Source organism: Bacillus sp. JJ1764 (assembly GCF_036962145.1).
Lineage (GTDB): Bacteria > Bacillota > Bacilli > Bacillales > Cytobacillaceae > Neobacillus.
Genome location: NZ_JBALNY010000034.1, coordinates 1 through 23,478, shown reverse-complemented (window position 1 = coordinate 23,478; position 23,478 = coordinate 1). Strand labels below are relative to the sequence as shown.

General features: G+C 38.4%; 17 protein-coding genes, 2 pseudogenes and 1 riboswitch. All 19 genes and pseudogenes read left to right on the top strand.

The features are described 5' to 3' along the window. Positions 1 to 333 precede the first annotated feature (333 nt). Positions 334 to 420: riboswitch (cyclic di-GMP riboswitch) on the top strand. 362 nt (positions 421 to 782) lie between these two features. Continuing rightward, complete coding sequence (locus tag V7083_RS05145; RefSeq protein WP_335476070.1) at positions 783 to 941, top strand: hypothetical protein; 159 nt, start codon at positions 783 to 785, stop codon at positions 939 to 941. 39 nt (positions 942 to 980) lie between these two features. Further along, positions 981 to 1,238, top strand: a pseudogene (locus V7083_RS05140) (HNH endonuclease); the annotation flags it as partial. Between the two features lie 161 nt (positions 1,239 to 1,399). Continuing rightward, positions 1,400 to 2,251: a hypothetical protein gene (locus V7083_RS05135; protein ID WP_335476068.1), complete on the top strand. Its 852-nt coding sequence runs from the start codon at positions 1,400 to 1,402 to the stop codon at positions 2,249 to 2,251. A 1-nt stretch (position 2,252) separates the two neighbouring features. Further along, the gene (locus V7083_RS05130) at positions 2,253 to 3,743 is read left to right on the top strand and encodes a hypothetical protein (protein ID WP_335476066.1); all 1,491 of its coding nucleotides are present in this window, start codon (positions 2,253 to 2,255) and stop codon (positions 3,741 to 3,743) included. Between the two features lie 108 nt (positions 3,744 to 3,851). Further along, positions 3,852 to 6,224 (top strand): hypothetical protein, encoded by a 2,373-nt coding sequence (locus V7083_RS05125; protein ID WP_335476064.1) that lies wholly within the window; start codon positions 3,852 to 3,854, stop codon positions 6,222 to 6,224. Between the two features lie 358 nt (positions 6,225 to 6,582). Further along, positions 6,583 to 6,804 carry a hypothetical protein gene (locus tag V7083_RS05120; RefSeq protein ID WP_335476062.1) on the top strand — a complete coding sequence of 74 codons (222 nt, stop codon included), beginning with the start codon at positions 6,583 to 6,585 and terminating at the stop codon, positions 6,802 to 6,804. Between the two features lie 319 nt (positions 6,805 to 7,123). Then, positions 7,124 to 7,960 (top strand): DUF1672 family protein, encoded by an 837-nt coding sequence (locus tag V7083_RS05115; RefSeq protein ID WP_335476060.1) that lies wholly within the window; start codon positions 7,124 to 7,126, stop codon positions 7,958 to 7,960. Positions 7,961 to 7,969: 9 nt separating this feature from the next. Then, positions 7,970 to 10,063 carry an SA1320 family protein gene (locus V7083_RS05110; RefSeq protein WP_335476058.1) on the top strand — a complete coding sequence of 698 codons (2,094 nt, stop codon included), beginning with the start codon at positions 7,970 to 7,972 and terminating at the stop codon, positions 10,061 to 10,063. Positions 10,064 to 10,676: 613 nt separating this feature from the next. Then, the gene (locus V7083_RS05105) at positions 10,677 to 10,973 is read left to right on the top strand and encodes a WXG100 family type VII secretion target (RefSeq protein WP_335476056.1); all 297 of its coding nucleotides are present in this window, start codon (positions 10,677 to 10,679) and stop codon (positions 10,971 to 10,973) included. 158 nt (positions 10,974 to 11,131) lie between these two features. Then, positions 11,132 to 14,518 carry a type VII secretion protein EsaA gene (gene esaA / locus V7083_RS05100; protein ID WP_335476054.1) on the top strand — a complete coding sequence of 1,129 codons (3,387 nt, stop codon included), beginning with the start codon at positions 11,132 to 11,134 and terminating at the stop codon, positions 14,516 to 14,518. Further along, positions 14,493 to 14,987 carry a type VII secretion protein EssA gene (gene essA / locus V7083_RS05095; RefSeq protein ID WP_335476052.1) on the top strand — a complete coding sequence of 165 codons (495 nt, stop codon included), beginning with the start codon at positions 14,493 to 14,495 and terminating at the stop codon, positions 14,985 to 14,987. The genes esaA and essA overlap by 26 nt, the downstream gene beginning before the upstream one ends. A 12-nt stretch (positions 14,988 to 14,999) precedes the next feature. Beyond that, complete coding sequence (locus V7083_RS05090) at positions 15,000 to 15,251, top strand: EsaB/YukD family protein (RefSeq protein ID WP_335476050.1); 252 nt, start codon at positions 15,000 to 15,002, stop codon at positions 15,249 to 15,251. 20 nt (positions 15,252 to 15,271) lie between these two features. Next, positions 15,272 to 16,612 (top strand): type VII secretion protein EssB, encoded by a 1,341-nt coding sequence (gene essB / locus V7083_RS05085; RefSeq protein WP_335476048.1) that lies wholly within the window; start codon positions 15,272 to 15,274, stop codon positions 16,610 to 16,612. A 35-nt stretch (positions 16,613 to 16,647) separates the two neighbouring features. Then, positions 16,648 to 21,186 carry a type VII secretion protein EssC gene (gene essC / locus V7083_RS05080; RefSeq protein WP_335476046.1) on the top strand — a complete coding sequence of 1,513 codons (4,539 nt, stop codon included), beginning with the start codon at positions 16,648 to 16,650 and terminating at the stop codon, positions 21,184 to 21,186. After that, positions 21,179 to 21,583, top strand: a complete 405-nt coding sequence (locus tag V7083_RS05075) for a chorismate synthase (protein WP_335476044.1) — start codon at positions 21,179 to 21,181, stop codon at positions 21,581 to 21,583. The genes essC and V7083_RS05075 overlap by 8 nt, the downstream gene beginning before the upstream one ends. Next, positions 21,570 to 21,872: a WXG100 family type VII secretion target gene (locus tag V7083_RS05070; RefSeq protein ID WP_335476042.1), complete on the top strand. Its 303-nt coding sequence runs from the start codon at positions 21,570 to 21,572 to the stop codon at positions 21,870 to 21,872. Before V7083_RS05075 ends, V7083_RS05070 begins: the two co-directional genes overlap by 14 nt. Beyond that, the gene (locus V7083_RS05065) at positions 21,869 to 22,576 is read left to right on the top strand and encodes a DUF5081 family protein (RefSeq protein ID WP_335476040.1); all 708 of its coding nucleotides are present in this window, start codon (positions 21,869 to 21,871) and stop codon (positions 22,574 to 22,576) included. Before V7083_RS05070 ends, V7083_RS05065 begins: the two co-directional genes overlap by 4 nt. Further along, entirely contained in the window at positions 22,569 to 22,901 is a 333-nt protein-coding gene (locus V7083_RS05060) for a hypothetical protein (RefSeq protein ID WP_335476038.1), read from the top strand. Before V7083_RS05065 ends, V7083_RS05060 begins: the two co-directional genes overlap by 8 nt. 4 nt (positions 22,902 to 22,905) lie before the next feature. Continuing rightward, positions 22,906 to 23,478: pseudogene (locus V7083_RS05055) on the top strand (hypothetical protein); the annotation flags it as partial.

The following is a 23,478-nucleotide window of genomic DNA, read 5'->3' as shown; positions in this document are numbered from 1 at the left end:
TTTCCATTTTTTATTTATGTTTTGTATTAGCTTGCGAAAAAGAAGATTTACAGTATGTCCAAGAATATTTCAATTTTGGAAAACTCTCAAAAAATCCGGAATTACCCAAATTGTTATTTGATCTTTATAATAAAATTGTATAAACAAACTAACACGCTAACACGCTAACATTCATGCTAATAAAGAAAACTCAAAAGAAGTTCTCATAAGTATACCAAACTTATGGGAACTTCTTTTGTTTAAAATAGTTTGATGAAAACAATAGCCGACAAAAATCGACATAATTTATTGTTGGGATATAGTAGAATAGTAATGTGAACATAGACTTAAAAAATCTGATAAAGGCAAACTTATCGAAAGGTAAGGACGCAAAGCTACGAGTCTAAAATCCTGTTGGATAATGATAGTCGGGTTGCCAATAACAGTAGTATATGACTAATTGGCTATCCCAATAACGTTTGGGATAGCTTTATTTTATTAATAAGTGAATCTTTTATAAACGAATGGAATTGTCCGTAAATAATGGAGGAATAGGTTATGAGAGTATTTCGCACTATTGGAAAGGGAATTGGAACTGTCGGGTGAGGACTTATCGGTGGTACTGTTAAAAGTAACTGGAAAAGCTGTAGGTAACAAGTGGAAAGGTACTGGTGAGATTTAAAGGATTCCACAGGTAAAACAGTAAAGGGAATTGGCTCGGCCTTAAAGTACACAGTAAATAATGCTGGAAGTACCTATAAAGGATTTACAAGTGGAGATAAAAAACAAGCATAAAAGGATTGATGAATCTTGGTAAAGTAGTAGCTGTGTCAGGTCTTGCTATTTGTTTAGTAGATTTGGTAGATGGGACAGATATCGTAGAAGCAGGAGAAATCGAAACTAGAAATGATCATTTAACCGGGCATGAACATCCTGAAACAGGAGTACCTTTTGTTGAATAAACAGTTGATTCACCCAATGGACAAGTTGTTGAAGGTACATCCCCTGTATTTGATGAAAACTTCAATGTCATGATTGCAGAAGACTTATCTTTAGAAGGTGATGATGTTCATTTTAAAATAGCTAATGATACATTGTATCAAGCCCTAACAGAGAATCCAAACCTTGCCGATGATCTTGGTTTCTCACATGATGATGTTCAAGGTGTTGCAAGCGGTCAAACACTGGAAATATTTACTTGGCACCATAACGAGGAACCGGGTCCTTTGCAGTTAGTAGATGAAGAGACTTATGCTTAAACTGCTGATACGGTGGTCAAGCAATTTGGGGCGGTGGAAGTGAAAACTGTTAATACTGATAGAGAAATTATGCTTATAAGGATTAAGTATGCTTAATAATAAATTTTGCAGAAAAATACACAATATGTTGACCTGTATATATAAAAAAGGAGATATTATCAATGCTAAATAGCTCATTAAAAAAAGAAGCGGTAAGAAAACTACAAAATGCTTTGTATAAATATGAGGGGTCCTCTAAAGACTTACAAAATAATGCTATTAAATTGCATAATGTAAGAACTTATGCAGAAGATGTAATTCAAAAGGTTGAAGATTATATAAATACTTTGGCTAATACTCCAAAAGAGTTTGACAAAACCTTCGAAGAAGTCCATATAAATCTTGCTAGCTTTAAGGCACTCAGCGAAATCTCATATGATGAGAAAGAAATGATTAAGTTAGCAGGTGGAGGTACAGCAGCAGGTGTTGCGGCAGGAGTAGCTACAGCCGCACTTGCTCCAACAGCAGCAATGGCGATAGCTACGACTTTCGGAACTGCATCAACAGGAGCTGCTATTTCAGGTTTAACAGGAGCAGCAGCTACTAATGCAGCTTTAGCTTGGTTAGGTGGTGGGGCTTTAACAGCAGGTGGTAGCGGAATGGCCGGGGGAAGTGCCTTACTAGCATTAGCAGGTCCTATTGGTTGGGGAATTGGTGCAGCTAGTTTAGCGGCAGGTGGTTTTTTTGCAAGTAAAAAGAATAAGGAAGCTGCTATCAAAGCAGATAAGGAACGAGTTGAAATTGTAAAGGCAATGAAAGTACTTGATGCTACATCTACAGAGATTACCAACTTAAAATCTACTACACAAACATTGGCTACGAACTTAGAACAAAGTTTGATTGCATTTATTAGTAAAGCGAAGAATGTAAAGTCTTTCACAGCTTTTTCACAGGATGAACGTAATTTAATAAGAGCCATAATCAATAACACAGAAAGCTTATCAGCGTTATTTATGAAGGAAGTTGGCAAGTAAGATGTCCACAAATGTTTGGAAGGACCAAATTACTGCAGCTGGAGTGGATGGGTTTAACCAATGGAAAAGTCAATCCATCGCTAAACAGTTAGATCAAATCGTTAAAGAAAAATTGCAGAATCAGCAACAGCAAAATATAAATTTTGAAACTGCATTAAAACATATGATGAAAATGCGTCAGTTTCTCTCAGAACCAAAGAATATACTGGGTTCTGAACAAACGAAACATGGCGAAGTAGCAGAACATCTAGAAGTTAATATTCGGAATGCTTGGGCAGCCTTAAAAGGTCAAAGGGAAGTTGCTACCTTTGATGGAGTGGCTCGTACGGCACCAGAAGACTTCATATTAGATGGTATTAAGTATCAATCCAAATTTATTAATGGTTCAAATAACACACTTAAACATATACTTGATCATTATGGTAAGTATCAAGATAGTTCTATGAATTACTCAATACCAAAGGATCAATATAGTATTATTGAAGCTATTAGATTAGGACAAGCTCCTAGTAATTTAAACGATAAATCGATTCGTGCCATTCTCCAAAAGGTAGAAGAAATAGAGCGTCAGACAGGTAGAAGTTTTCAAGAAATAGTAAAACCGTCCGTTTCAAATTATAGTGAAGCTCAATTAGGTGCAGTTGGGGAAACGGTATCAAAACAACAAGACCAAATTGTTGACGAGAATCAAAAAATTCAAGATGAAATTCAAAAAGATGCAAGGGAAAAAACAAAATCTATCGAGGCTAAAAAAGGACCTTCAATTGGTGAAGGAGTTAAAGTTGCTGGTACAGCAGCAGCCATTGCAGCTTCGTTAAATACAATTACAGTAATTTATAGTAAGGTGAAAAACGGGAAAAAAATTCAGGATTTTGATAAAGATGATTGGAAGGAAATTGGTATAAGTTCTGTCGGTGCAGGTGCCAAAGGCGGTGTTACTGCTGGGAGTATATACGCTTTAACTAATTTAACCTCTCTGTCAGCTCCGTTTGCAGGTGCTGTTACAAGTGCAACCATGGGGTTATCATCTTTACTTGCGGATTTAAATAAGGACCAAATCTCTATGGATGAATTTGTCACACAAGGTCAAATCCTTTGTATTGAAGCAGGAATTGCAGCTACAGGTGGAGCGATAGGACAAATGCTAATACCTATTCCAATATTAGGGTCTGTTATTGGTACAGTTACAGCAAATTTCGTTTGGGGATTTGCAAAGGACAAACTTGGTGTGAGAGAACAAGAGTTAAAGGAAATGCTAGATGCCTACACGGAATCTATTTTGGTGAAGGTAGAAAAGACTTATCAAGATATAATATCTAAAATTAACAAAACATATGCAAAATATACTTCTCTAATTGATGCAGCATTTGATATTCATGCCAATTCAGCTGTTTTAGCTGCTGCTTCAGTAGATTTAGCAGTTGAGTTAGGTGTGGACGAGCAAAAGATATTAAAAAATGACGCTGATTTAGATGCTTTTTTCTTGGGGTAATAAAGTTACAATAAATGAAATACCTGTTAAGTGGAAATATAAAAGAGGTGAATCCAAATGTTTAAGAAGCTTTTTGGAACTAAGGAGACAAGTAAAACCTCCGGGAATTTGGAAGTAATCACGAATGACAAAAATTATTATACGATTCCTTCAAATGTTATTGGAAAGGTTTTATCATTAACTGAATCGACATTCGATGGATCAAAATTACATATGAGCAATATCCCTGAAAAAAAGTTATCAAATGTGATGAGCATTTATGGAATAGATAAAAGTAGAATACTAGCGTTATACGATACAACCGTTTTTAATTCAGGAAAAGATGGAATTGTGTTAAGTGATTATTTTATTGGTTTGAAGCATGCTTTTGGTTCACCTAATGTAGTGGCATTTGAAGAGCTTGTTTTAGCCGCTATAAGTGAAGAGGAAAAAGTACTTGAAATCAATGATCTTAAAATTGATATAAGATCGAGTGATTTTACAAAGTTCTTTAAAAGTTTAAAAGAAACTTTAATAAGTGAGGATTCTTATTTAAGAGATAAATATGAAGATTATGTTGAAGCTCAATTAAAGGATACGGGGCAGAAAATAAACAATGATCTTTATGATGAGGCTGTTGAGCAATTCTTAATACTTGAGAATACTGTAACGAATAATAACGAAAAGTTTTGTGCGACACTATACCATTTTGGCTGCTCTATTAGAATGGAACAATTGAACTTTGATGATGCTTATAATTATTTTGTTCGTCTAGAGCAGTTACAGCAATGGGAAGAGAATGAAATTTCCGAGTTAAAGCAAACGATTGATACAAGGAAAGCTCAACATGAATATAATTTGTTAGAAGAACAAAAGAACGATCTTATTGCACAGAATCAATATGACATAGCGATGGAGATTGCCAACGAACAAAAAAAATTAGAGGTAAAATCCGCTGAGCAGTTAGATCAAGAGATTGAAAGAGTTGAAGTATTAAAACAAGAATACATTGCATCTCTTGAAGCACAAGTGGTAGAACAATTAGATCGTGAGTTATACCGTGAAGTATTAAGGATTTTAGAAGAGTTAAATAAAGTAAACCCGAATGGTAACTATGATGAGTATGATGTAAGGGTAAAAACAGGGCTTTACGAATTTGAAAAAGCGGAACAAAAAATAAACTCGATTAAAGAAATGGATCTAGCATTAGCTGGAAAATTAGAACAGAAACTTGATAAGACGAAAAAAGGTGTCTCTGAAATCATTCAAAACGCTGTTAGCTGTAAGGATTATAGCTTGTTTAGAGAGAATCCGAATTTAAAATATGTCAAAGATAACTGGGGAATGACACCGTTAATGCATTTTATTATCCAAAAAGATTTGGACGGTGTAGAACTATTAGCTGACACGTTTGATGTAAATGGTCGAAATGCAATCGGACACACGTCTTTAAACTTAGTGGCTATTGATTATGAGGATCATTTTTGGAGAGAAGCTTTTATGCTTCTCGACCAGCATACCATCGCATTGATGGAAAAATTTAAAAGTAAAACGAAAAAGAACAAAATAGGGAAATTAGCGTTAAAAGGTTTAGACTCGCTTAATGGCAGAACCCTAATGAGCTTTGAAATAGCTGAGGCAACCTCAAGTGCAGAATCTAAAATGGAAAGGGAGGTTGAGGAATTACAACATGAAATAGAAGCTCATTTAGAAAATTTACTAAGGAAAAATTACAACGATTTTTTAAAGTACTCAAGGAATCCAAAAGACTATAGCGGCGATTACAATGAACGGTTGACAGAGAAACTAAAGCTTGAAAATGATTTAGAAAAAGCTAGAGAAAAACAAACGATGCTACAAAACTCACTTGGTGAAAGGTTAGAAGAAGCAAAAAACGCTAAGTTAGATAAAATTTTACTTGAGGCAGCCGAAATTGAATTAGGAGAAAAAGATGAATTTGAAACATCATCAGAGTATGAAAATCGTAAGAATTCAAAAGCGGATGAATTGAAGTTATCATACATGGACAACGCGCACGTTAAGGAACAACTCGCAATTTTAGAAGAAAAAGTGAAAAATGAAGTTAATATTAGTCTAGAGGAGACAGAAGAGGTCATCGAATCAAATATCCATAAATTAAGCGAACTTGAAAAAGAGATGAATGAACTGTACTATTTATTAAATTGTCAATCCGAATCAGACATAAATGAAATTTTAAATTATTACTATCGTCCTTATATTTCAAGAGTAGAGATTGGGAAGTATGATGCTGATAAGGAATCATTTGAAATGATTGTAAATGGAAAAGAAGGGTTAGTCAAAGTGCCACGGAACATCGCGAAGGAATTTAAAATGAGGTTTTCAGAACTTAAGCCTTTCTATAAAATGGAGTCTATAAAAGTAGAGGGAAAAGAAAACATTCAGCATATTTTTGTCTATGATTTTAATGGTGAGCAAGTAAAAGTTCCATTTATGCTGTCTATCAATGAGATGGTAGATTAATAATTTTTTATGATACTTATTACAGGAAAGATAAAAGTGTTGCTAACATTTTGCTAACGTGATCAAATGAAAAACAGTAAATTTCCGTTAAGGATGTTACAGTAAAAAATTAGCAAAACATTGATATATCGCACTTTTTTCACACCAAGTTAAAGATATTACACACTCGCAGCTTACGGGCGGCAGGATGTAATAAGGTTTTAAACTACTTTAAATAAGTCCGTAGAAAGCCTTGAATTATTCAGTAAAACACTTCTTTTACAGAAGTAGTGTTGCTCACAATTAATTGGTAAGACAACTACCACTTCTCAGAAAATAATCTGAGAGGTGGTTTTTTTATGCTTTTAAAGTTTGCAATATGACAGAAAGGAATATTAAGTACTATCATCAACTACTAAAGCCTTTTATCGAATACCCTGATCAAAAAATGGCAGATGATATTATACTCGAGTTTAACCAAACAACAGGATTACCGCCAGGAAAGTATGGGATATTTATACAAAGTAACGAAGTATTAAAACGTATGGCGACCGCAAAAAGTCACAAGGGTACGATAACTGGAAAAACGATATTATGGTAAAACCAAAAGGTGAGATATTGATGGCTGATACAAATGTAAGAATTTCAAAAACTACTGATCATCTAATATTTGATAAATCCAGCAATCCTCGAGTCGTGAAACAGGCAAATTTTTTATAAGACTTTTATTAATATTAATAAGTAGTAATTAAGTAATATGTGCCATTCAGTACTTTTGTTGTATTTAGTTTGAACTGTAAAAGAATTACCATAATACTAGCAAGTAATACATATTAGGATGTGGAAACATGCGGCAAAAGAGGGAAATATATTGGGTCATTCTAATTAGCATGACTCTCTTATTAGGAGGATGTAGCTTTATGAGTAATGAAACGGTTGATAAAAAAAATGCTGAAGATGGGTATATGCCGGTACAGGACTATATCGGCCAAGGGTACTCCTTCAATTATGGCGAAAAAACAGGCGAATTTGCCAAAAAGCACCGTCAGAAAATTATTGATAAAGTACATCATTTTTTTATGGAAAAATACGGGCTGAACGTGACGGTTCACAGTTTGGTTGGAGCAAAAAATGCTGTTGTCGCCTTCGTGGAATCAAAGCAAAATCCTAAATTCCATACATCTGTTATTGTAGGAGTTGACCTGCAGAATAATAAAGTTGGTGATGTTGGGGCTTATGAAGGGAAAGTTGAAGGAGCGATTACATCAGGCCTTTATGTAATGGCATATGAGAAGGAATTCCAAAATTTAGATGAATTTTGTGAACAAATTGCAGAGAAATATCCAGTAATAGGAATGAGGATAGAGGCTGTGAATAATACGATGGATTCGGGTTACACAACACAATACTATTATACAAGCACGTCTCAATTAATTTATCCTAACGCCTATGATGCATTTGTCAAAAAAACCAATAGTTCAAACCAAGATTATCGCAACCTAATAGAAGAAAAAACTTTTAAAAAAAATGATATGCTAATATCTTTAACATTTTATATGAAAAAGAAACATAGCTTACCAGATCAAAAAGTAGCTAATGAAATAATTGAACTTTTCAAACAAAAACAGGGGCTTCCTCCAGGGACTTATGGAATTTTTGTTCAAAGCAATGACATTTTAAAACGAACTGGAACCGAAAAAAAATTTGTAGGAACGACACCAGGAGTAGATGATATTATTATTGAACCAAAAAAGTGAGATGATTAAATGAGCAGTGTAAATGTAAAAATTCAACATACATCTGATCCAGATTTAGTACGATTGGGTGGTTACAGTGTTTATGGACATCCTAAAAAAAATAGTCAAATTGATATAAACGGAAATTTATATATTGTTCAAGAAACTAACTACGATAATTCCCCATCTGGACTGGATGCCATGGTTGTACAGGATCAAGTTTCTGGCGAAATCTCCATCATCTACGAAGGCACCCAGCCGGAGGAGAAGAACCAAGATGTACTTACTGATGCAAATTTAGTATTAACAAACAGTACCCCGGAACAGTATAAAGCAGCTAAAGATTACTATGATGATGTGAAAACAAGGTATCCTGTTGACCATGTAGCAGGAAACTCGTTGGGCGGCGGCTTAGCAAACTATGTATCTCTTCTCACTGGCGTACCATCGGTAACTCTGGATCCAGCTTTGGTGCCGGAGGGCGTGTTAAAGGAAAGCGGGTATTCGAAAAATAAAACTGTTAATATTACCAATTATTGCGGACTCTATGATCCCCTAACGCTAGGGGAAACCGCCGGTGGTTACGGAAATCGTCTGCCTGGTAAAAATATAAAACTAGATTTTGGTATAAGCTGGCTTAAATATTTCGCCAGCAATCATACAGGATATGTCACAGATGAAAAAACTGGAACCATCGTCGATAAAGTAACAATTGGTGAAAAAGGAACAAAATCCTATGGGCAAATAAAATTCTTAGCCGATTACGCCATTCCAACCAGTGTTTGGACAGGAAAAGGATTGAAATGGTCATCTATTGGTACTGGCCAGAAAATTAAGATTGATAAGAACAGTATGGACCAACTCGTTACCGCTATGGATACCAGGGTTTTAGCCCCATGTAAAGAGTCTTTTAGTTATTTAAGAAAATCAATAGATACAGTAGAAACAGAGGGAAGACATTTAGATGACCGAAAAACCACGCTTCAATTTGATTTTGATCAATTGCTAAAGCAGAATGGTGTAACGAAACTAATGCTGGACATGATTGAAGCTGACAGAGCACAGAGTTCTATTTATAAAAAAGTTCATCCGGTCGAAGCCTTAGTGATTGAAAAAATCAGGGCTCTCTTACAGGCTCCTATCGTGGACAAAGCCTTTACGGTGATAGAAAGCAACCTTAGCCGCTTATTAAATCCTATTTTGGAAATTCCGTCTTGCTTGGGCAACTTGACTGCAGCCTTTTTAGATATGGAAGAATATTTAATGTACATTAGATCCCACTCAATCCCCCTTTTGGTCAGAGGTGTGGATAATGGCTTTTTAGATGGAGTGGTAGATGAATTAAAGGCCCACTATCTAGTAATAGAAGCCAATAATAAAATCGTAATGGATGATGTAACGAATTTTCAAACCCATACTAGAGATGTCAGGTTGAAAATGGACATGGTAGATACAGCCGTTGGTAATGCCATTAAGAATAGGTCAGGAACCATTCCAAATGCTGCAGCAATGGAAGTAACTCCTACAATCCATGCAGACTGTAAGCCATCTAACTACTTGAAATCAGGGATGGAAATTCGCCGGCGTCAATTGGAACAGAATTATAACCGCTTTGCTTCAAGTACAAATGCTAATCTTGACCCAATATTATTACATATTGAAACAGCAGCAGGTCAGGTACTCGATTTATTGTATGAAGCACAAATAATAATAAAGGTTATCAAATTAGACGTTAATATGATTAGGATTCCTTTTGTATCATTTGATAACAAGCTAAGGGCATACATATCCCATATTGATTCCTATTTGCAATCAGCCATTGATACAATGGATCATTTAAAAAAACTGGTGAATCGATTGCGGGATAAATTCCCACAGATCATACAAGCCTTTAAGCCCTACATAGAATTAGCCATATTTAATGGCACTCAGTATGAGGCAGTAATCCTTTATAATAAAGCTGCATTAAGTATTCTTAATAGTATGAAAATGGAATTCCAAGATATTGCCTATCAGTTATCCGAAAATCAATCAAAGGCGATTACACAATTGGGACACCATGCAAAACGGGTAGAAAAAAACATGTCAGTATTAATCGAGCAAGTAACAAGGGGAACTCTATAATGAAAAAATATTTATCTTATCAAAAAAGAAGTGAAAAGAATGGATGTTTCTTTTAAGAGAAATTCATGATATAAAGTGAACCTACTAGATCAGCACTCTTGATTCACTACCCAATTTAAATGGAGTGAGTAGGGTTTGAAAATAAATATTTATAAACAAGCGATGCCTAAACGAGCATCGCTTTACTAATTGAAACTAGTTATGTCCCAGTCTCTTTTTTTTGTAACCAAAAGAATCGGCCCTCCGACAACATTATGTAAAAAACAGTAAATAGCTCCTAAAATTTGTAATATTACCTCTAATTAACCCTATTTATTAAACCTATTGTCATAGTTAAAACGAACTGTTTTTCTTGTGTTTGCTTTGAAAAAATCCTAGTTTCAAAGTAAAACTAGAAACAAAGTCCTACCATTATTTCCAAATGATTACATCGCTAATTTGTCCGATTATCTATCCTGTGATATATAGATATAAGGGAATTACTTCCAAAGTAATAGAGAAGAGAAGTACATAAACCACAGATATATTCTGAATATGTTTATCATGATTTTTATGATAAAAAAATATGTCTATTATCTTTAGGCAATCAAAAGGTAGAGGAGATGGAGAAATAATGGCTGGACAAATTCGTATGACCCCAGAGGAGCTAAAATCAAAAGCGACTCGTTATGGCCAAAGTGCACAGCAAATTGAGCAAATTCTAAGAGAACTTACTAATCTTCAAAATGAACTTCGCGGTGAGTGGGAAGGCCGTGCGTTCCAAAGATTCGACGATCAATTTAATCAGTTAAAGCCAAAAGTGCAAAACTTTGCTCAATTAATGCAAGATATTAACACACAATTGAACAAAACTGCAGATGCTGTGGCTCAACATGATGAGCAATTATCACAAAACTTTGGTTTGCAATAATATATTTATCTAATAGATAAATATATAAATATTAGACCTTGAGCCATCTAGTTAAAGGCCACGCGACAATCGTTGTGTGGCTTTGTTCATTGTTTACCCGATCTACGTAAAGCAATGATTCATTTATATACATATAGCAAATTTCAGGGGTTGATGGAATGAAAAAGGTTGAGCGGAGTGTCTTGTTATTCCTGATTTTTGTGCTTGTTCTTATGTCAGGGAGCTCTTACCTGGCGTTAGATCAAGCATCAAAAAGTAAAAATAACAAAGATGAGCAGAAGATGAGTGTCGCTTTGGTCAATGAAGACCAAGGGGCAAAATTCAACGGTAAGAACTATGAATTCGGCAACGAATTTATTAAGAATATCGAAAAAGATGACCAGCATGACTGGTATGTTGTCAGCCGCGGCGTGGCAGAAAGTGGCGTAAAGCGGAATGTGTACAATATGATGATTGTCATCCCGAATGACTTTACGCAAAAAGCATTATCCATTGATTCAAAATCACCTGATCAGGTCTTACTCAATTATAAAATTAATGCATCCGATAACAGTAATTTAAAAGCGAAAGCAGAAAAAACAGCAAGCTCAATCCTAGGCGAATTTAACCGCCGGATTATCGATGTTTATTTTGCCAGTGTGATCGGCAACTTGCATGATGCCCAAGACAATATTGCCTTACTGGTGAAAAAAGAGCAATTATATACCAATATTTATAATGATTCCATCCATCGACCGTTAGCGGGCTATACAACCCAATTCAGTCAGGTTCAGAATGATACTCAACAATCAAGGGATAGTTTCAAAGGTTTGCAGGATATTTTAAAAGAATTTGAGGGTGGTCTTGGCCAGGGTGTCCAAAATGGGAATTTGTATCAATCCAGCATTACAGACTTTACGAAGCTGCAATCTGCTAACGGACAAATTTCGCAGAACTTTACAAAAGACCTTAGCCAATTTAACAGTCAGATGAATGACAGCAATGTACAGCAGCAGTTAGATCACTTAATTGCGGCAAACAAGGCGATTAATGAACAATTCCATACAAAAGAAGACCAGACGGTCAATATCTTGACGCAATCTGCGGCACTCCAAAACTACCTAGAGTCTACAAAGGAAAAAGTGGAAAATGCAGATACGGAAATAGCAGACCAATTAGCATCCGACATGCAGGAGATGACACGTCAAAAACTTATAAATGAGATTAAGAATTCTTCCGGCAAGGAACAGAGTGTATACTTAACCCACTTTTTCGCAAAGCCGGATGAAAATGCACGTCAAACGATTCAAAAGCAGATCGATAAGCTACCTTCTTTAAACGTCGGGGATATAACCGGACTGACGTTGAAAGACCAAACAATAACCCAGCTTAAAAATATCATCGCATTAACAAACAAATACAACCGTGAGTTTAACTATACGCCAAAACATGACTCAGACAGTATTCCTTTGGTAGACCAAGTTGAATACCTTAAAAAAGGTTTGATCACGGATGGCGTAACTATATCGGATTCTGTAAAATTACCGGCAAATAAAAAGAAGGGGCAGGAGTTCAACTTATCTATTCCGGAAAATTTCTCTGTCGCCCAAGTATTATTAACATTGCCAAACAGTGAAGAAATGGATTACACCAGTTCGTATATTGGTAATAAGAAGATTAACCTTCCGCAAACAGAGGAAGGAAATTTCACTGTCCGTTTAAAAGTTAAATTAAAGGAATCGGGACAAAACATTGATGTTTTCCAGCCCATCACTTGGAAGTGGAAGCTAGATCAAACGGATATCACGGATGCCTATGTTCCTGACACGCCGGAAGATCCAAAAGCTCCTGAACCTGCACCGGCAGCGGAACAGAATCCAGCTGATAATGGTGAAGCAGCTGCCACACAAGCTGAGAGCGGAACGGATCCATCAACACAGTCAACTGAAGGCGGTCAGAGCACGGAAACTACTACTAGCAGCGGGGACAACAGTAGTACGGAGACCCCAACTAGTGAAAGTCCAAGTGAGCCCGCTCCTGAGGATCCAAAGGATGAAGATCCGATTCCACTGATTTTCAATAATCTTATTATTCATCAAGTTATGTCACCGTTAGTTACGGATTCAACCAGTGTATTAGTGAATGCCGCTAGCGATACAGTTAGTGATTATCAAAAGCTGCTATCACTGTTTGACCTTTACTTTGGCATCGGGCTTGATCAGTTAAATCGTCCCGACCTAATGGATCAGTTGAATCAAACTAGTTTGACTGATATGGCTTCAAAAGATTCTCTGTATTATTTATTTAATAAGCAAGATATTGTCGATATTTTAGCTAATTATGTGGCAGAGCAGATTACAGAGGAAGTACGCCAGCAAACGGAAGAATTAAAAGCAAAGATGGATGATTACCTGCAGCTCGTGAATAAGGCAAACGACGATTCTACGGAAATGGCAAAAATGATAAATAATACGATGGAACAGGCTGAGCTTCAGAATGAAAATCTGTCGAAGACCTTAGAGGACGTTTATGCGTGGCGTGAGCTAAGCTTGAAGCTGCAGGATACCCAAACCAAAATGATCGAAAATAGTTTGAATGAACAGACGGCATCGCTTTCACTGGATACCCAGTTTAAATCTCTACTTTCCGAAAGTCAGTCGCTAGCGGATCAATCCAAGAATAATCTAAATGCGGCAGATCATGTGTATCAAACCTTTGATGATATTGATAATCTGGCAAAGGATATTCAGGCAAGCGGGACTACTTTAGTGAAGCAGGCAGGGGATCTTTCCGATAATTTAACGAAGAAAGCCATTCAGGATCAAACCTTTGCGAACAATTTCGCCGGGGTCCTTGCGAACAGCAGGGTTGGAGAGCGGCCAAATGAGAATCTCATAAACTTCTTATCCAATCCTGTACAAACCCAAAGTGCCGGAGTCATTATGGCAAATGGCGATACCTTTACCCCGTACTTCATTGTTTTGATTTGTTTCATTGTTGCTTTATTTTCAGCATATGTTCTAGCTAATAATGAAAGAAAAAGGCATAGTCAGGATTCTTTTGTAGAGGAGCGTTCCTTATTGGGGCAGAATACGGCGATTACCATGCTTACAGTCAGCTTGGGGCTGGTAGAAGGACTAATCATTGGGCTATTGTCTGCCAATCTACTAAAGATTAGTGATGAGAAATTCATGACTTGGGTCGGAATGATTACCCTGGTTATGACAGCAATTGTTCTTGTCGCTGCCTACCTGCTGCGTCAATTGAAGATGGCGGGCATGTTCATCCTCTTGGTGATTTTAAGTTTGTACTTGTTTTTAACCAAAGCCATCGGCCTTCAGTTCGATCAAGCCTCTTTTGCTGCGAAATTAAAGGATTACTCGCCATTGCAATATATTGAGACATGGTTAACGAACTTTGGCAGCGGTACGACGACCAATGATCAGCTGACAATCATCGTTTTAATAGCTCTATGTGTGACAAGTGTTATAGGCCATTTATTTGTTGTACACCGCTTTTTAGGGAGTGAGGAGGTTACGCATGAAGGAGTTAGTGAAAACCTTTAGTACACTCATTGTTTTTCTAGGTTTCTGCCTATTTCTATCCACCTCGGCATGGGCGGAATCTACCACTGATGATAACGGGAAAATGCAATTAAAAACGGACCGTATTGGCCAGGATGCAGCGAATCGAGAGAAACTAGATCAACAGTTTAATAAAGAAACAGAATTAGAGAAAATGGCGCCCGATTTGTTCGAGGAACAAACTCGGGCGGTCATTCAGACCAAACAATCTGAATTAAATCAACAAACCAAGGACATGGAACAAAAGCTTCTTGTTGAACCAAGCAGCGTGAATACCACCTTAAATGACACGAAAAACGCTCTTTTTGCAAGAAATTATACAGTTCAATACACGAACATGTCCAACGAAGAACAGAATGATGGAGAAAATAAAGGGCTGCCTGTTCTTATCGGATTTGTTCTGGCCAGCTGTGGCGGCATCTATGTCATGATGAGGAGAATGCTTGAATAGAGGGAGAAGACGATGGCCAAAGAAACACATATCAACGTAACAGTTGATTTTAGTAAGTGGGGCAAAGGGAGATATGATGTTCGTATCCCTTTGCACCAACCTATTAAACAACTGCTTGTCAATTTAAATGAAGCACTGAATTTGGATATTGAAAAGCCGGCCATCTTTGCACTTAAGGTTGCCGAAAAGGAGCTGCTGCTTGCAGACGATGACCGCCTTGCAGATTACCCGGTTACAAATGGCGATATACTGCTAGTTTTATAGCTTAAAGGAGTCTAAATACCATGAATGAAAAAAAGATTGAAATGGAGTCTCTTCATCTCCATTTCCTCATAAATACGGATAAATGGCAGCTTCAACTGCCAAAGTCACAAACACGCGTTAAAGACATTCGTCAAATGGCCCTGATCAATGACGACTCGAGAATGTTTGTACCCGCTATGGTGGAAGAGGAAGATGACTATTTTATCTTTACTTATTCCGTGAATCCCCAATCCAAAACCTGGGAGGATATACGTAAACTGGACAGAAAAGATAAACTGCGCTTATTATGCAACCTAGCTGGTTTCAAGAACTGTCTATCTACACGTATGACTTTCTTCCTGCATCCGGATAACCTGATTGTTGATGATAATCTAAGTCCATCCTTAGTGTATCGAGGTATCCGGGATTTAATCCCCCCGTATCTTTTTGATGAAAAGAAATTCATTCTCCAATACAAATGTCTGATAATCGCCATGTTCTCGAAAAAATATAGTTTTGATGAGCTATATGCTGGTTCGCTAAAACAGGCAAAGGATACCGAGTTTGAACGTCAAGTGAGTGAGATGGAGGATGTTGACTCATTAATTCAGTTTTTACATGAAAAGTACATAGAAGAGAAAAAAGCAGCAGAAAAAAATCTTCAAATTGTCCCGAAAAAACAATTTCGCCTGTTTAAACGACTAGCCTTTACCATGATTGCTCTATCGGTCTTATTGGCCGTGCCGCTAGTGTATTTAGGTTTTGTAAAGATTCCTTTTCAAGGACATTTATTAGAAGCACACCGCCATTTTTTAGCAATGGATTACGGCGGCGTCATTAATGATTTAGACGGTCAAACGCCAGAAAAGCTGCCAGACACAAGCAAATATGTTCTTGCCTATTCCTATATTGAATCAGAGCCTCTAGCTGATAGACAAAAAAAGGCAATTTTAAAAAATATCAGCATAAAAAGCGATCCTAATTACTTATTGTATTGGATCTATAATGGCCGCGGTGACTTTGGCCGTACCATTGATCTTGCCAAATATATCGATGACCCGCAGTTAATTATGTATGGCCTGATTAAGCAAATAGAAAAGGCCAAAAATGATCCGAATCTTAGTGGCAGTGAACGGGAAAAGAAGGTTTCACACTATCAAGAACAATATCAGACCTATGCTGAAAAGTACGGGCTAGATTTGTCGTTGAACGAGGAAAATACCGAGCCAGCAGCGGTTCAGGAAACCAATCATGCGGAAGATACACAAGACAATGTGAAAACTGACAATCAAGAAAAAACGAATCCATCTCCAGGAGCAAAAGAGGAAAAGACTAGTCCTGAAAGTAGTGAAACGAAAAAAGCATCTGAGAATAAAAAGTAGAGCGATGCGATTCGTGTGTAGAGAGGAAGAGAAAGATGGCACAACGATTATTGCTGCTAACGTTTAGAAATCAATTGCACAAATGCCATTTGACAATAAATGAACCCAAACGGATGACGGTTGGGAGTGATTGGTCCAACACGATTACATTTAGCAATTTAACCCAATCCTTTGAGATTGAATGGGATGGTGAAGGATGTAAGGTCAGGGATAAGCTGCTAAGGGTGAATGAACGTCTGGAAATGAAGCCTGATGATGTCTCCATTCACACCTATTTGATAGATGCTAATCAATGGTCTGTATACGATATGATGAAGCATTCCAGTGTTACGTTAGGAATGAATGATTACGATGATGTCATCCTAGCAAACACGGATGCCAATTTAGCACTAATCCGTAGACAGAAGGAGGATGCTTTTAATCTAGAAGTCTATAAAGGCCAGGTTTATCACAACTTCGTACTTACTGATGGCGATGTTCGGCTGGAACCTGGAGATGAACTGTTTATTGATGGGCTGATTGTAAAAATAGGCCGGAATGATATACGTGTACTTGGAAATAAAAGAATAAAAGACACAAAGCTTATTCAACTGTTTGGGGTTCAACAAGGATTTGACAGCGACTATCCCGATTTTCACCGCTCGCCAAGGATTATTTATCGGGAGCCGGAAGATAAGCTGAAAATTGCTAAACCGTCCAATAAACCGGTAAGGCCGAGTGAACAACTAGCGCGGGTCATTGTACCGCCGATTGTCATGATTGCGGCAATGGTGGTTCTCTCCATTTTCCAATCCAACGGCTTTTATATCCTTGCGATGCTGGCGATGACGGTCACGACGGTAATCTTTTCGGTCACCTCCTATTTAAAAAGCTTGAAGCAATATCGCATGGCGCTTAAAGAGCGGGATCAAAGCTATCAGGATTATCTAAAACAGAAAACCCATGAATTATATAAAGCAAGTGAAGAACAGCGGCACGCCTTACATTACCATTACCCTGATGCCGATGAAATTCGGGAAATGGCCAGAACCGTCCATTCGCGTATTTATGAAAAGACGATGTTCCATCATGACTTCCTTACATACCGTGCAGGGTTGGGGCGAGTGGATACTAGTTTTGACATTGAGTTTAATATGGAGGAGTTTACCCTTGAAAAGGATGAACTAGTAGAGGCGGCAAAGAACCTAAGGCTGCAATACCTTACATTAGATAAGGTGCCGGTTGTCACCTCCCTAATGAAGGGGCCAGTTGGTTACATTGGCCAGCGACATCTAGTGCTGGAACAACTACAGCAGCTCGTCATTCAAACGGCTTTGTTCCATAGTTATCATGATCTCCAATTTGTCACGATATTTCCAGAAGAAGAGAAATCTAAATGGGAATGGATGCGCTGGCTTCCACATGCAAGCTTGCGTGATATCAATGTCCGCGGCTTTGTGTACCATGAGCGCTCTCGTGATCAAGTGTTAAATTCTCTCTATCAAATTTTAAAAGAACGGAAACAAACAATCGATGAAAAAACAAACAAAAGTGAAAGAATATATTTCACTCCACATTTTGTTGTTCTGATCACCGATGAAAAGATGATATTGGATCATTCTGTTATGGAGTACTTTAATGAGGATCCAAGCGAACTAGGTGTCTCGCTTGTGTTCGTTCAGGATGTCATGCAGTCGCTTCCGGAGCAGGTAAAGACAGTGGTGGATATACGAGATGCACAAACCGGAAATATCCTCCTCGAAGAAGGGGAACTGGTCAACCGGAGGTTTATACCAGATCATCTCCGCGAGGATTTTAACAAAGAGGATATTGCAAGGGCATTGTCCCCGCTCAATCATTTGCAAAATCTTAGAAATTCGATTCCTGAAAGTGTTACCTTCCTTGAAATGTATGGCGTTGAGAAGGTGGAAGACCTCCGTATTCAAGAGCGCTGGACCAAAAATGAAACCTATAAAAGTCTCGCGGTGCCGCTCGGGCTGCGCGGAAAAGAAGATATCGTCTACTTAAACCTGCATGAAAAGGCACACGGTCCGCATGGATTGGTTGCAGGGACGACAGGTTCTGGTAAATCAGAAATTATTCAGTCTTATATTATTTCGCTTGCGGTTAATTTCCATCCGCATGAAGTGGCCTTTTTGCTGATTGACTATAAAGGCGGCGGGATGGCGAATTTATTTAAGCAACTACCACATTTGCTAGGTACGATCACCAATCTGGACGGGGCTCAGTCGATGCGTGCGCTTGCATCCATTAAGGCGGAGCTGCAAAAACGGCAGCGTCTTTTTGCTGAACATGACGTTAACCATATCAATCAATATCAAAGGCTTTATAAGCTTGGAGAAGCCAGTGAGCCCATGCCGCATTTATTCTTAATCTCAGATGAATTTGCGGAACTAAAGTCGGAGCAGCCTGATTTTATGAAAGAACTTGTTTCTACCGCTCGTATTGGCCGTTCATTAGGGATCCATTTAATCTTGGCCACCCAGAAGCCAAGCGGCGTGGTCGATGATCAAATCTGGTCCAACTCGAAGTTTAAGCTAGCGCTAAAAGTACAGAATGCCAGTGATTCGACTGAAATTTTAAAAACTCCGGATGCGGCAGAAATTACCTTGCCAGGAAGAGCGTACTTACAGGTAGGGAACAATGAAATTTATGAATTATTCCAAAGTGCTTGGAGCGGGGCGGATTATGTCCCTGATAAAAATGAACAGGACTTTATGGATACAACCATTTATGCCATTAACGACCTCGGTCAGTATGAGGTTTTGTCAAAAGACCTAAGCGGTTTATCGAGCCGAAAGGACATTTCTAAAGTACCAACCGAACTGGATGCAGTTGTCAATTATATTGATGTATTTGCAAAAGATAAAGGAATTGTTGAACTTCCTCGACCATGGTTGCCGCCTTTAGAGGAACGGATTTACCTTCCTGACTTGGCTGGTGTCGACTATCAAACGGCATGGCATGAATGGAAGAAACCTTTGGAAGTGACATTTGGCTTCTTAGATATACCGGAAATGCAAGAGCAAAAGCCTTTGACATTGAATTTGAGCAAGGATGGCCATATCGCCGTCTTTTCGAGCCCTGGCTATGGAAAGTCGACCCTCTTACAAACAATTGCTATGGACATTGCCAGACGACACAGTCCAGAAAGGGTTCATATGTATTTCATTGACCTTGGAACCAATGGTTTGCTGCCGCTTCGCGAGTTGCCTCATGCAGCAGACACTATTATGGGAGATGAAGAAATTAAGCTTGGAAAGCTCCTGCGCCGTCTGCAAACAGAACTAAAAGAACGTAAACAAAAATTGAGCCATTACGGTGTGGCCACGATTCAAATGTACGAACAGGCAAGTGGCAAGGAAGTGCCGTCCATTGTGTTATTCATTGATACATTTGATTCGATCACCGATGTGGTCTACCGCGAAGAATTTGAAAAAGTAACGGCACAGATTGCCAGAGATGGTGTTAGCGTCGGAATTCACCTCGTGATTAGCGCCGGACGTCAAAGTGCACTGAGGGCACCGTTACTTTCAAACATGAAGCATCAAGTAGCCTTGTATATGATTGACGGGACGGAAGCGCGAAATATTGTGGGAAGAACAGACTTAACCATTGAGGAGCTGCCTGGACGAGGATTAATCAAAATCGAACAGCCAACCTCCTTCCAAACCGCGCTTCCTGTAAGAGGCCAAGATACGCTTACGGTCATTAAGAACATCCAAGAAGAATGTAAAGAAATGAGCCATGACTGGAAGGGCGTTCGACCGCTACCGATTCCGATGGTTCCGGAAACAGTAGAATTTATTGATTTCATGAAAAAGCCAGAAACCAAAGCAATGATCAGCAATGGAGCCATCCCGTTTGCTGTTGATTTCGAAAAAGTAGAGCCAGTGGAGTTGAGTGTTGTGGAGGACCAAAACACATTGATTTTAAGCGACCGGATGGAATTAGTCGAGCAGACCTATTTGACGCTTGTCTCTAGTATTGCAATGAATGAACAACTCGATGTGGGTCTTATCGATAATGCATCATCGAGATTTAGAGGATTTAAAGATACCGTCAATATTTATGCGGAAACAGCTCTGGAAATGGACGATTTCATCGAACGTTTGCAGCAATTATTGGAAACGAGGGAAGATACCTTCCGTCAAGTACAACAGGCAACAGCTAACCGTGTGACCATGAAAGACTTTTTGAAAGAACTACGGCCAATGGTGGTACTCATTACGGATGTTGCCTTCATGACCGAGTCACTATCGTTTACATCTCAAACAACGGTCACTAAATTAATCGAATCAGGTGCTAGAGTTGGAATATATTTCGTGATTGGCGCTGTACACGGGGCAATTGAAAGACAATATGACGACATTGCCACTGTTGTTAAGAAACAAAAGGCAGGCGTCCTAGTGGGACGGATCAGCGACCAGAATGTCTTAGAAGTATTAAATCGTCCGTATAAAGAACAGAATTTACAACCATACGAAGCTTATTATATTAAGCACGGCAGAGCAGAAAGAATCAAAATTGCAGCTCCTTACGAAAACAGAGAGGAAGTGAAGACAAGTGTTTGATTGGTTTAAAACGGCTACCGAGAAGAAACGTGATGATTATCATGAACTATATGAAAAGCTCAATAGTGCAATCACTGAGCATGATAAAAAGGTCTCTGAGGCTAATTCGGCATACGGTTCCTATATAGGCACTGTTCCCAATCTATCAAACTCAAAAATACCATCCAATGATTTTGAAGTGAGCCGTGAACAATTAAATGACAAATTAAAGCAGTATTTCCATTTAGACCAAGAGAAGCGGCACTCACTTGTTGCTGCAAAAGATAAAGCTTATGAACGATATATTCATTATAAAAATTTAGCCATTAAAGAGGCAGAGGCAGAAAGAGCTAGAAGAGAACAGGAAGCAAAAGAGCTAAAAGAGAGATTGGAGCGGTTGATCAGTGGGGAGCGTTAGAATTGATGGCGATAAGGTGAATCAAGCCAAAGCAGCAGCCAAGTCATTGGAACATTCCATTGAGAAAACATATGACCAATGTGAACAGCTGATTGCGTATGTTCATTCGGCAGAGTGGAGCGGCAAAGCAAGAGACGCTTTTTTAACCTATCTGGAAATCATTCAAAAATATCATCATGACATGAAGTCAGCCGTTGCCAAACAGACAAAAGCCTTAAATAACCTTGAGAACTACATGGACGACTTTCTTCAGGATGGCTCGGTAAAAGAAGTGAGGGATTTAGGATGAAGTCACTTACCGATGTATTTACTGCCCCTGAATTATATTTGTTGGCCGCTGCCTTTGGCGGCAATGTCCTTTTTGGCTTGCCGGAAAAAGAAATATTCCAATTGAAGGGTGAAACGGTCTTTAAAGAAGCGCATGAACGTCTAATCGAAAAGGGCATCATTACAGCGGACGGTAAAATTACTAAAAATGGAGCCATCATAATCCAAACGGTTGAATTTTACCATCAAAGTGAGAAGTATGTCCATGTCAATAATTTAATGTTTGCTTTTAGGGATAAGGAAAGCGACGAGCTGATTGTCCTAGTGGAAATGGCAGAACCAGGACATTATCAGCTTCGAGTTACCTCGAAGGCAATTATGTTAAAAATGTTAAATGAGCACTTTCCTGTTATTAATAGGGAACCAGATGAAAAAGAAAAGACCTTCTTAAAGGTAGAATTATCGAACCAGGAAAGACACGAGACAGAGGCTTTTGAGCCGGAGCATATGTTAATGAATCTAGAATTCTTTCATCTTAAGGCAGAACCTAAAAATCGATTTAACTCCAACTACTATCAGCAATGGCTGATTTTTACGAAAGACGAAAAGTTAATCATGGTTGATACTGTGAATAAGAAATATTATCATGCCAGTCAATATTGGTTCTTGAAGGTTCTATTTGATGAGCTGGATTTCCCTTATAAGGAGGAGAAGTCATATGTATAAGGCAGTGGGTGATGGAGGCGGCTCAGGGCTGCTCGTTAACATTAATCCAGATGAAATAACGACGATTTATAAGTTATTACAAGGCATTCTGACAGAATTAGAGACAAATGCTGCTCCCAATATTGAAAAGTTGGGAAACCTCGGCTATTACGAAGAGGGCAAGGCGAAAAAAGCGATGGAAGTTTATGCCGAAGCGAATCAGAAGGTAATGGATTTACATGACAATTATTCCCGTGCTGCAACATTGGTTATCGATATCCTAAATACAATGATCCAAGCGGATGAAGCAATTGCTGAACAAATCATGGCAAAACTGGGGGTATGAACGGATGGATGTAAAATATATCCCATCTGACTGGGAAAAGATGAAGGATGGGATTGGGGATCTCATTGGACTTGGCCGTTGGGGCAAGGGCATGATTGATAATCTAAAAGATTTAAGCGAGAACTTGGAGGATGCTGAAGACGATATCGCGAAATATGATAGTGACGGTGTGATCTCGTTTCATCATAGTAGTCAAAAAGGCAAATACCAAGGACTGTATGAGGACTTCGAAGTGCTGCACCGCTTCGCTGGCAAGGTGGGAGACATTGTCGACCGCACGATTGATCAGCCATTCTATGAAGATATGGATGCGTTTGTGGAAGCAATGCGGGACTTAACGATTTCCAACTACACCACCAAAAACCGGATTGGGGCAACGGAAACTCAGTTTGTCTATGGCGGTTATGGTGCCTCGCAGTCTTTCGAGGTTCCGAAGACGGAAGTAAGCATCGATGATTTGTTTAATGCGGATAATTTTTATGCCGAACAAATGAAACTGGAATATGACGCGTGGAAGGAACTGAACCCCGACCAAGATTTCTCTCAAGAAGAATACCAGCAAGCAGCCCTAAACACT

Bases quoted from the DNA above. Each gene is read 5' to 3' on its own strand.
- V7083_RS05145 (WP_335476070.1), top strand. From the start codon at position 783: ATGAATCTTGGTAAAGTAGTAGCTGTGTCAGGTCTTGCTATTTGTTTA.
- V7083_RS05135 (WP_335476068.1), top strand. From the start codon at position 1,400: ATGCTAAATAGCTCATTAAAAAAAGAAGCGGTAAGAAAACTACAAAAT.
- V7083_RS05130 (WP_335476066.1), top strand. From the start codon at position 2,253: ATGTCCACAAATGTTTGGAAGGACCAAATTACTGCAGCTGGAGTGGAT.
- V7083_RS05120 (WP_335476062.1), top strand. From the start codon at position 6,583: ATGACAGAAAGGAATATTAAGTACTATCATCAACTACTAAAGCCTTTT.
- V7083_RS05115 (WP_335476060.1), top strand. From the start codon at position 7,124: ATGAGTAATGAAACGGTTGATAAAAAAAATGCTGAAGATGGGTATATG.
- V7083_RS05110 (WP_335476058.1), top strand. From the start codon at position 7,970: ATGAGCAGTGTAAATGTAAAAATTCAACATACATCTGATCCAGATTTA.
- V7083_RS05105 (WP_335476056.1), top strand. From the start codon at position 10,677: ATGGCTGGACAAATTCGTATGACCCCAGAGGAGCTAAAATCAAAAGCG.
- esaA (WP_335476054.1), top strand. From the start codon at position 11,132: ATGAAAAAGGTTGAGCGGAGTGTCTTGTTATTCCTGATTTTTGTGCTT.
- essA (WP_335476052.1), top strand. From the start codon at position 14,493: ATGAAGGAGTTAGTGAAAACCTTTAGTACACTCATTGTTTTTCTAGGT.
- V7083_RS05090 (WP_335476050.1), top strand. From the start codon at position 15,000: ATGGCCAAAGAAACACATATCAACGTAACAGTTGATTTTAGTAAGTGG.
- essB (WP_335476048.1), top strand. From the start codon at position 15,272: ATGAATGAAAAAAAGATTGAAATGGAGTCTCTTCATCTCCATTTCCTC.
- essC (WP_335476046.1), top strand. From the start codon at position 16,648: ATGGCACAACGATTATTGCTGCTAACGTTTAGAAATCAATTGCACAAA.
- V7083_RS05065 (WP_335476040.1), top strand. From the start codon at position 21,869: ATGAAGTCACTTACCGATGTATTTACTGCCCCTGAATTATATTTGTTG.
- V7083_RS05060 (WP_335476038.1), top strand. From the start codon at position 22,569: ATGTATAAGGCAGTGGGTGATGGAGGCGGCTCAGGGCTGCTCGTTAAC.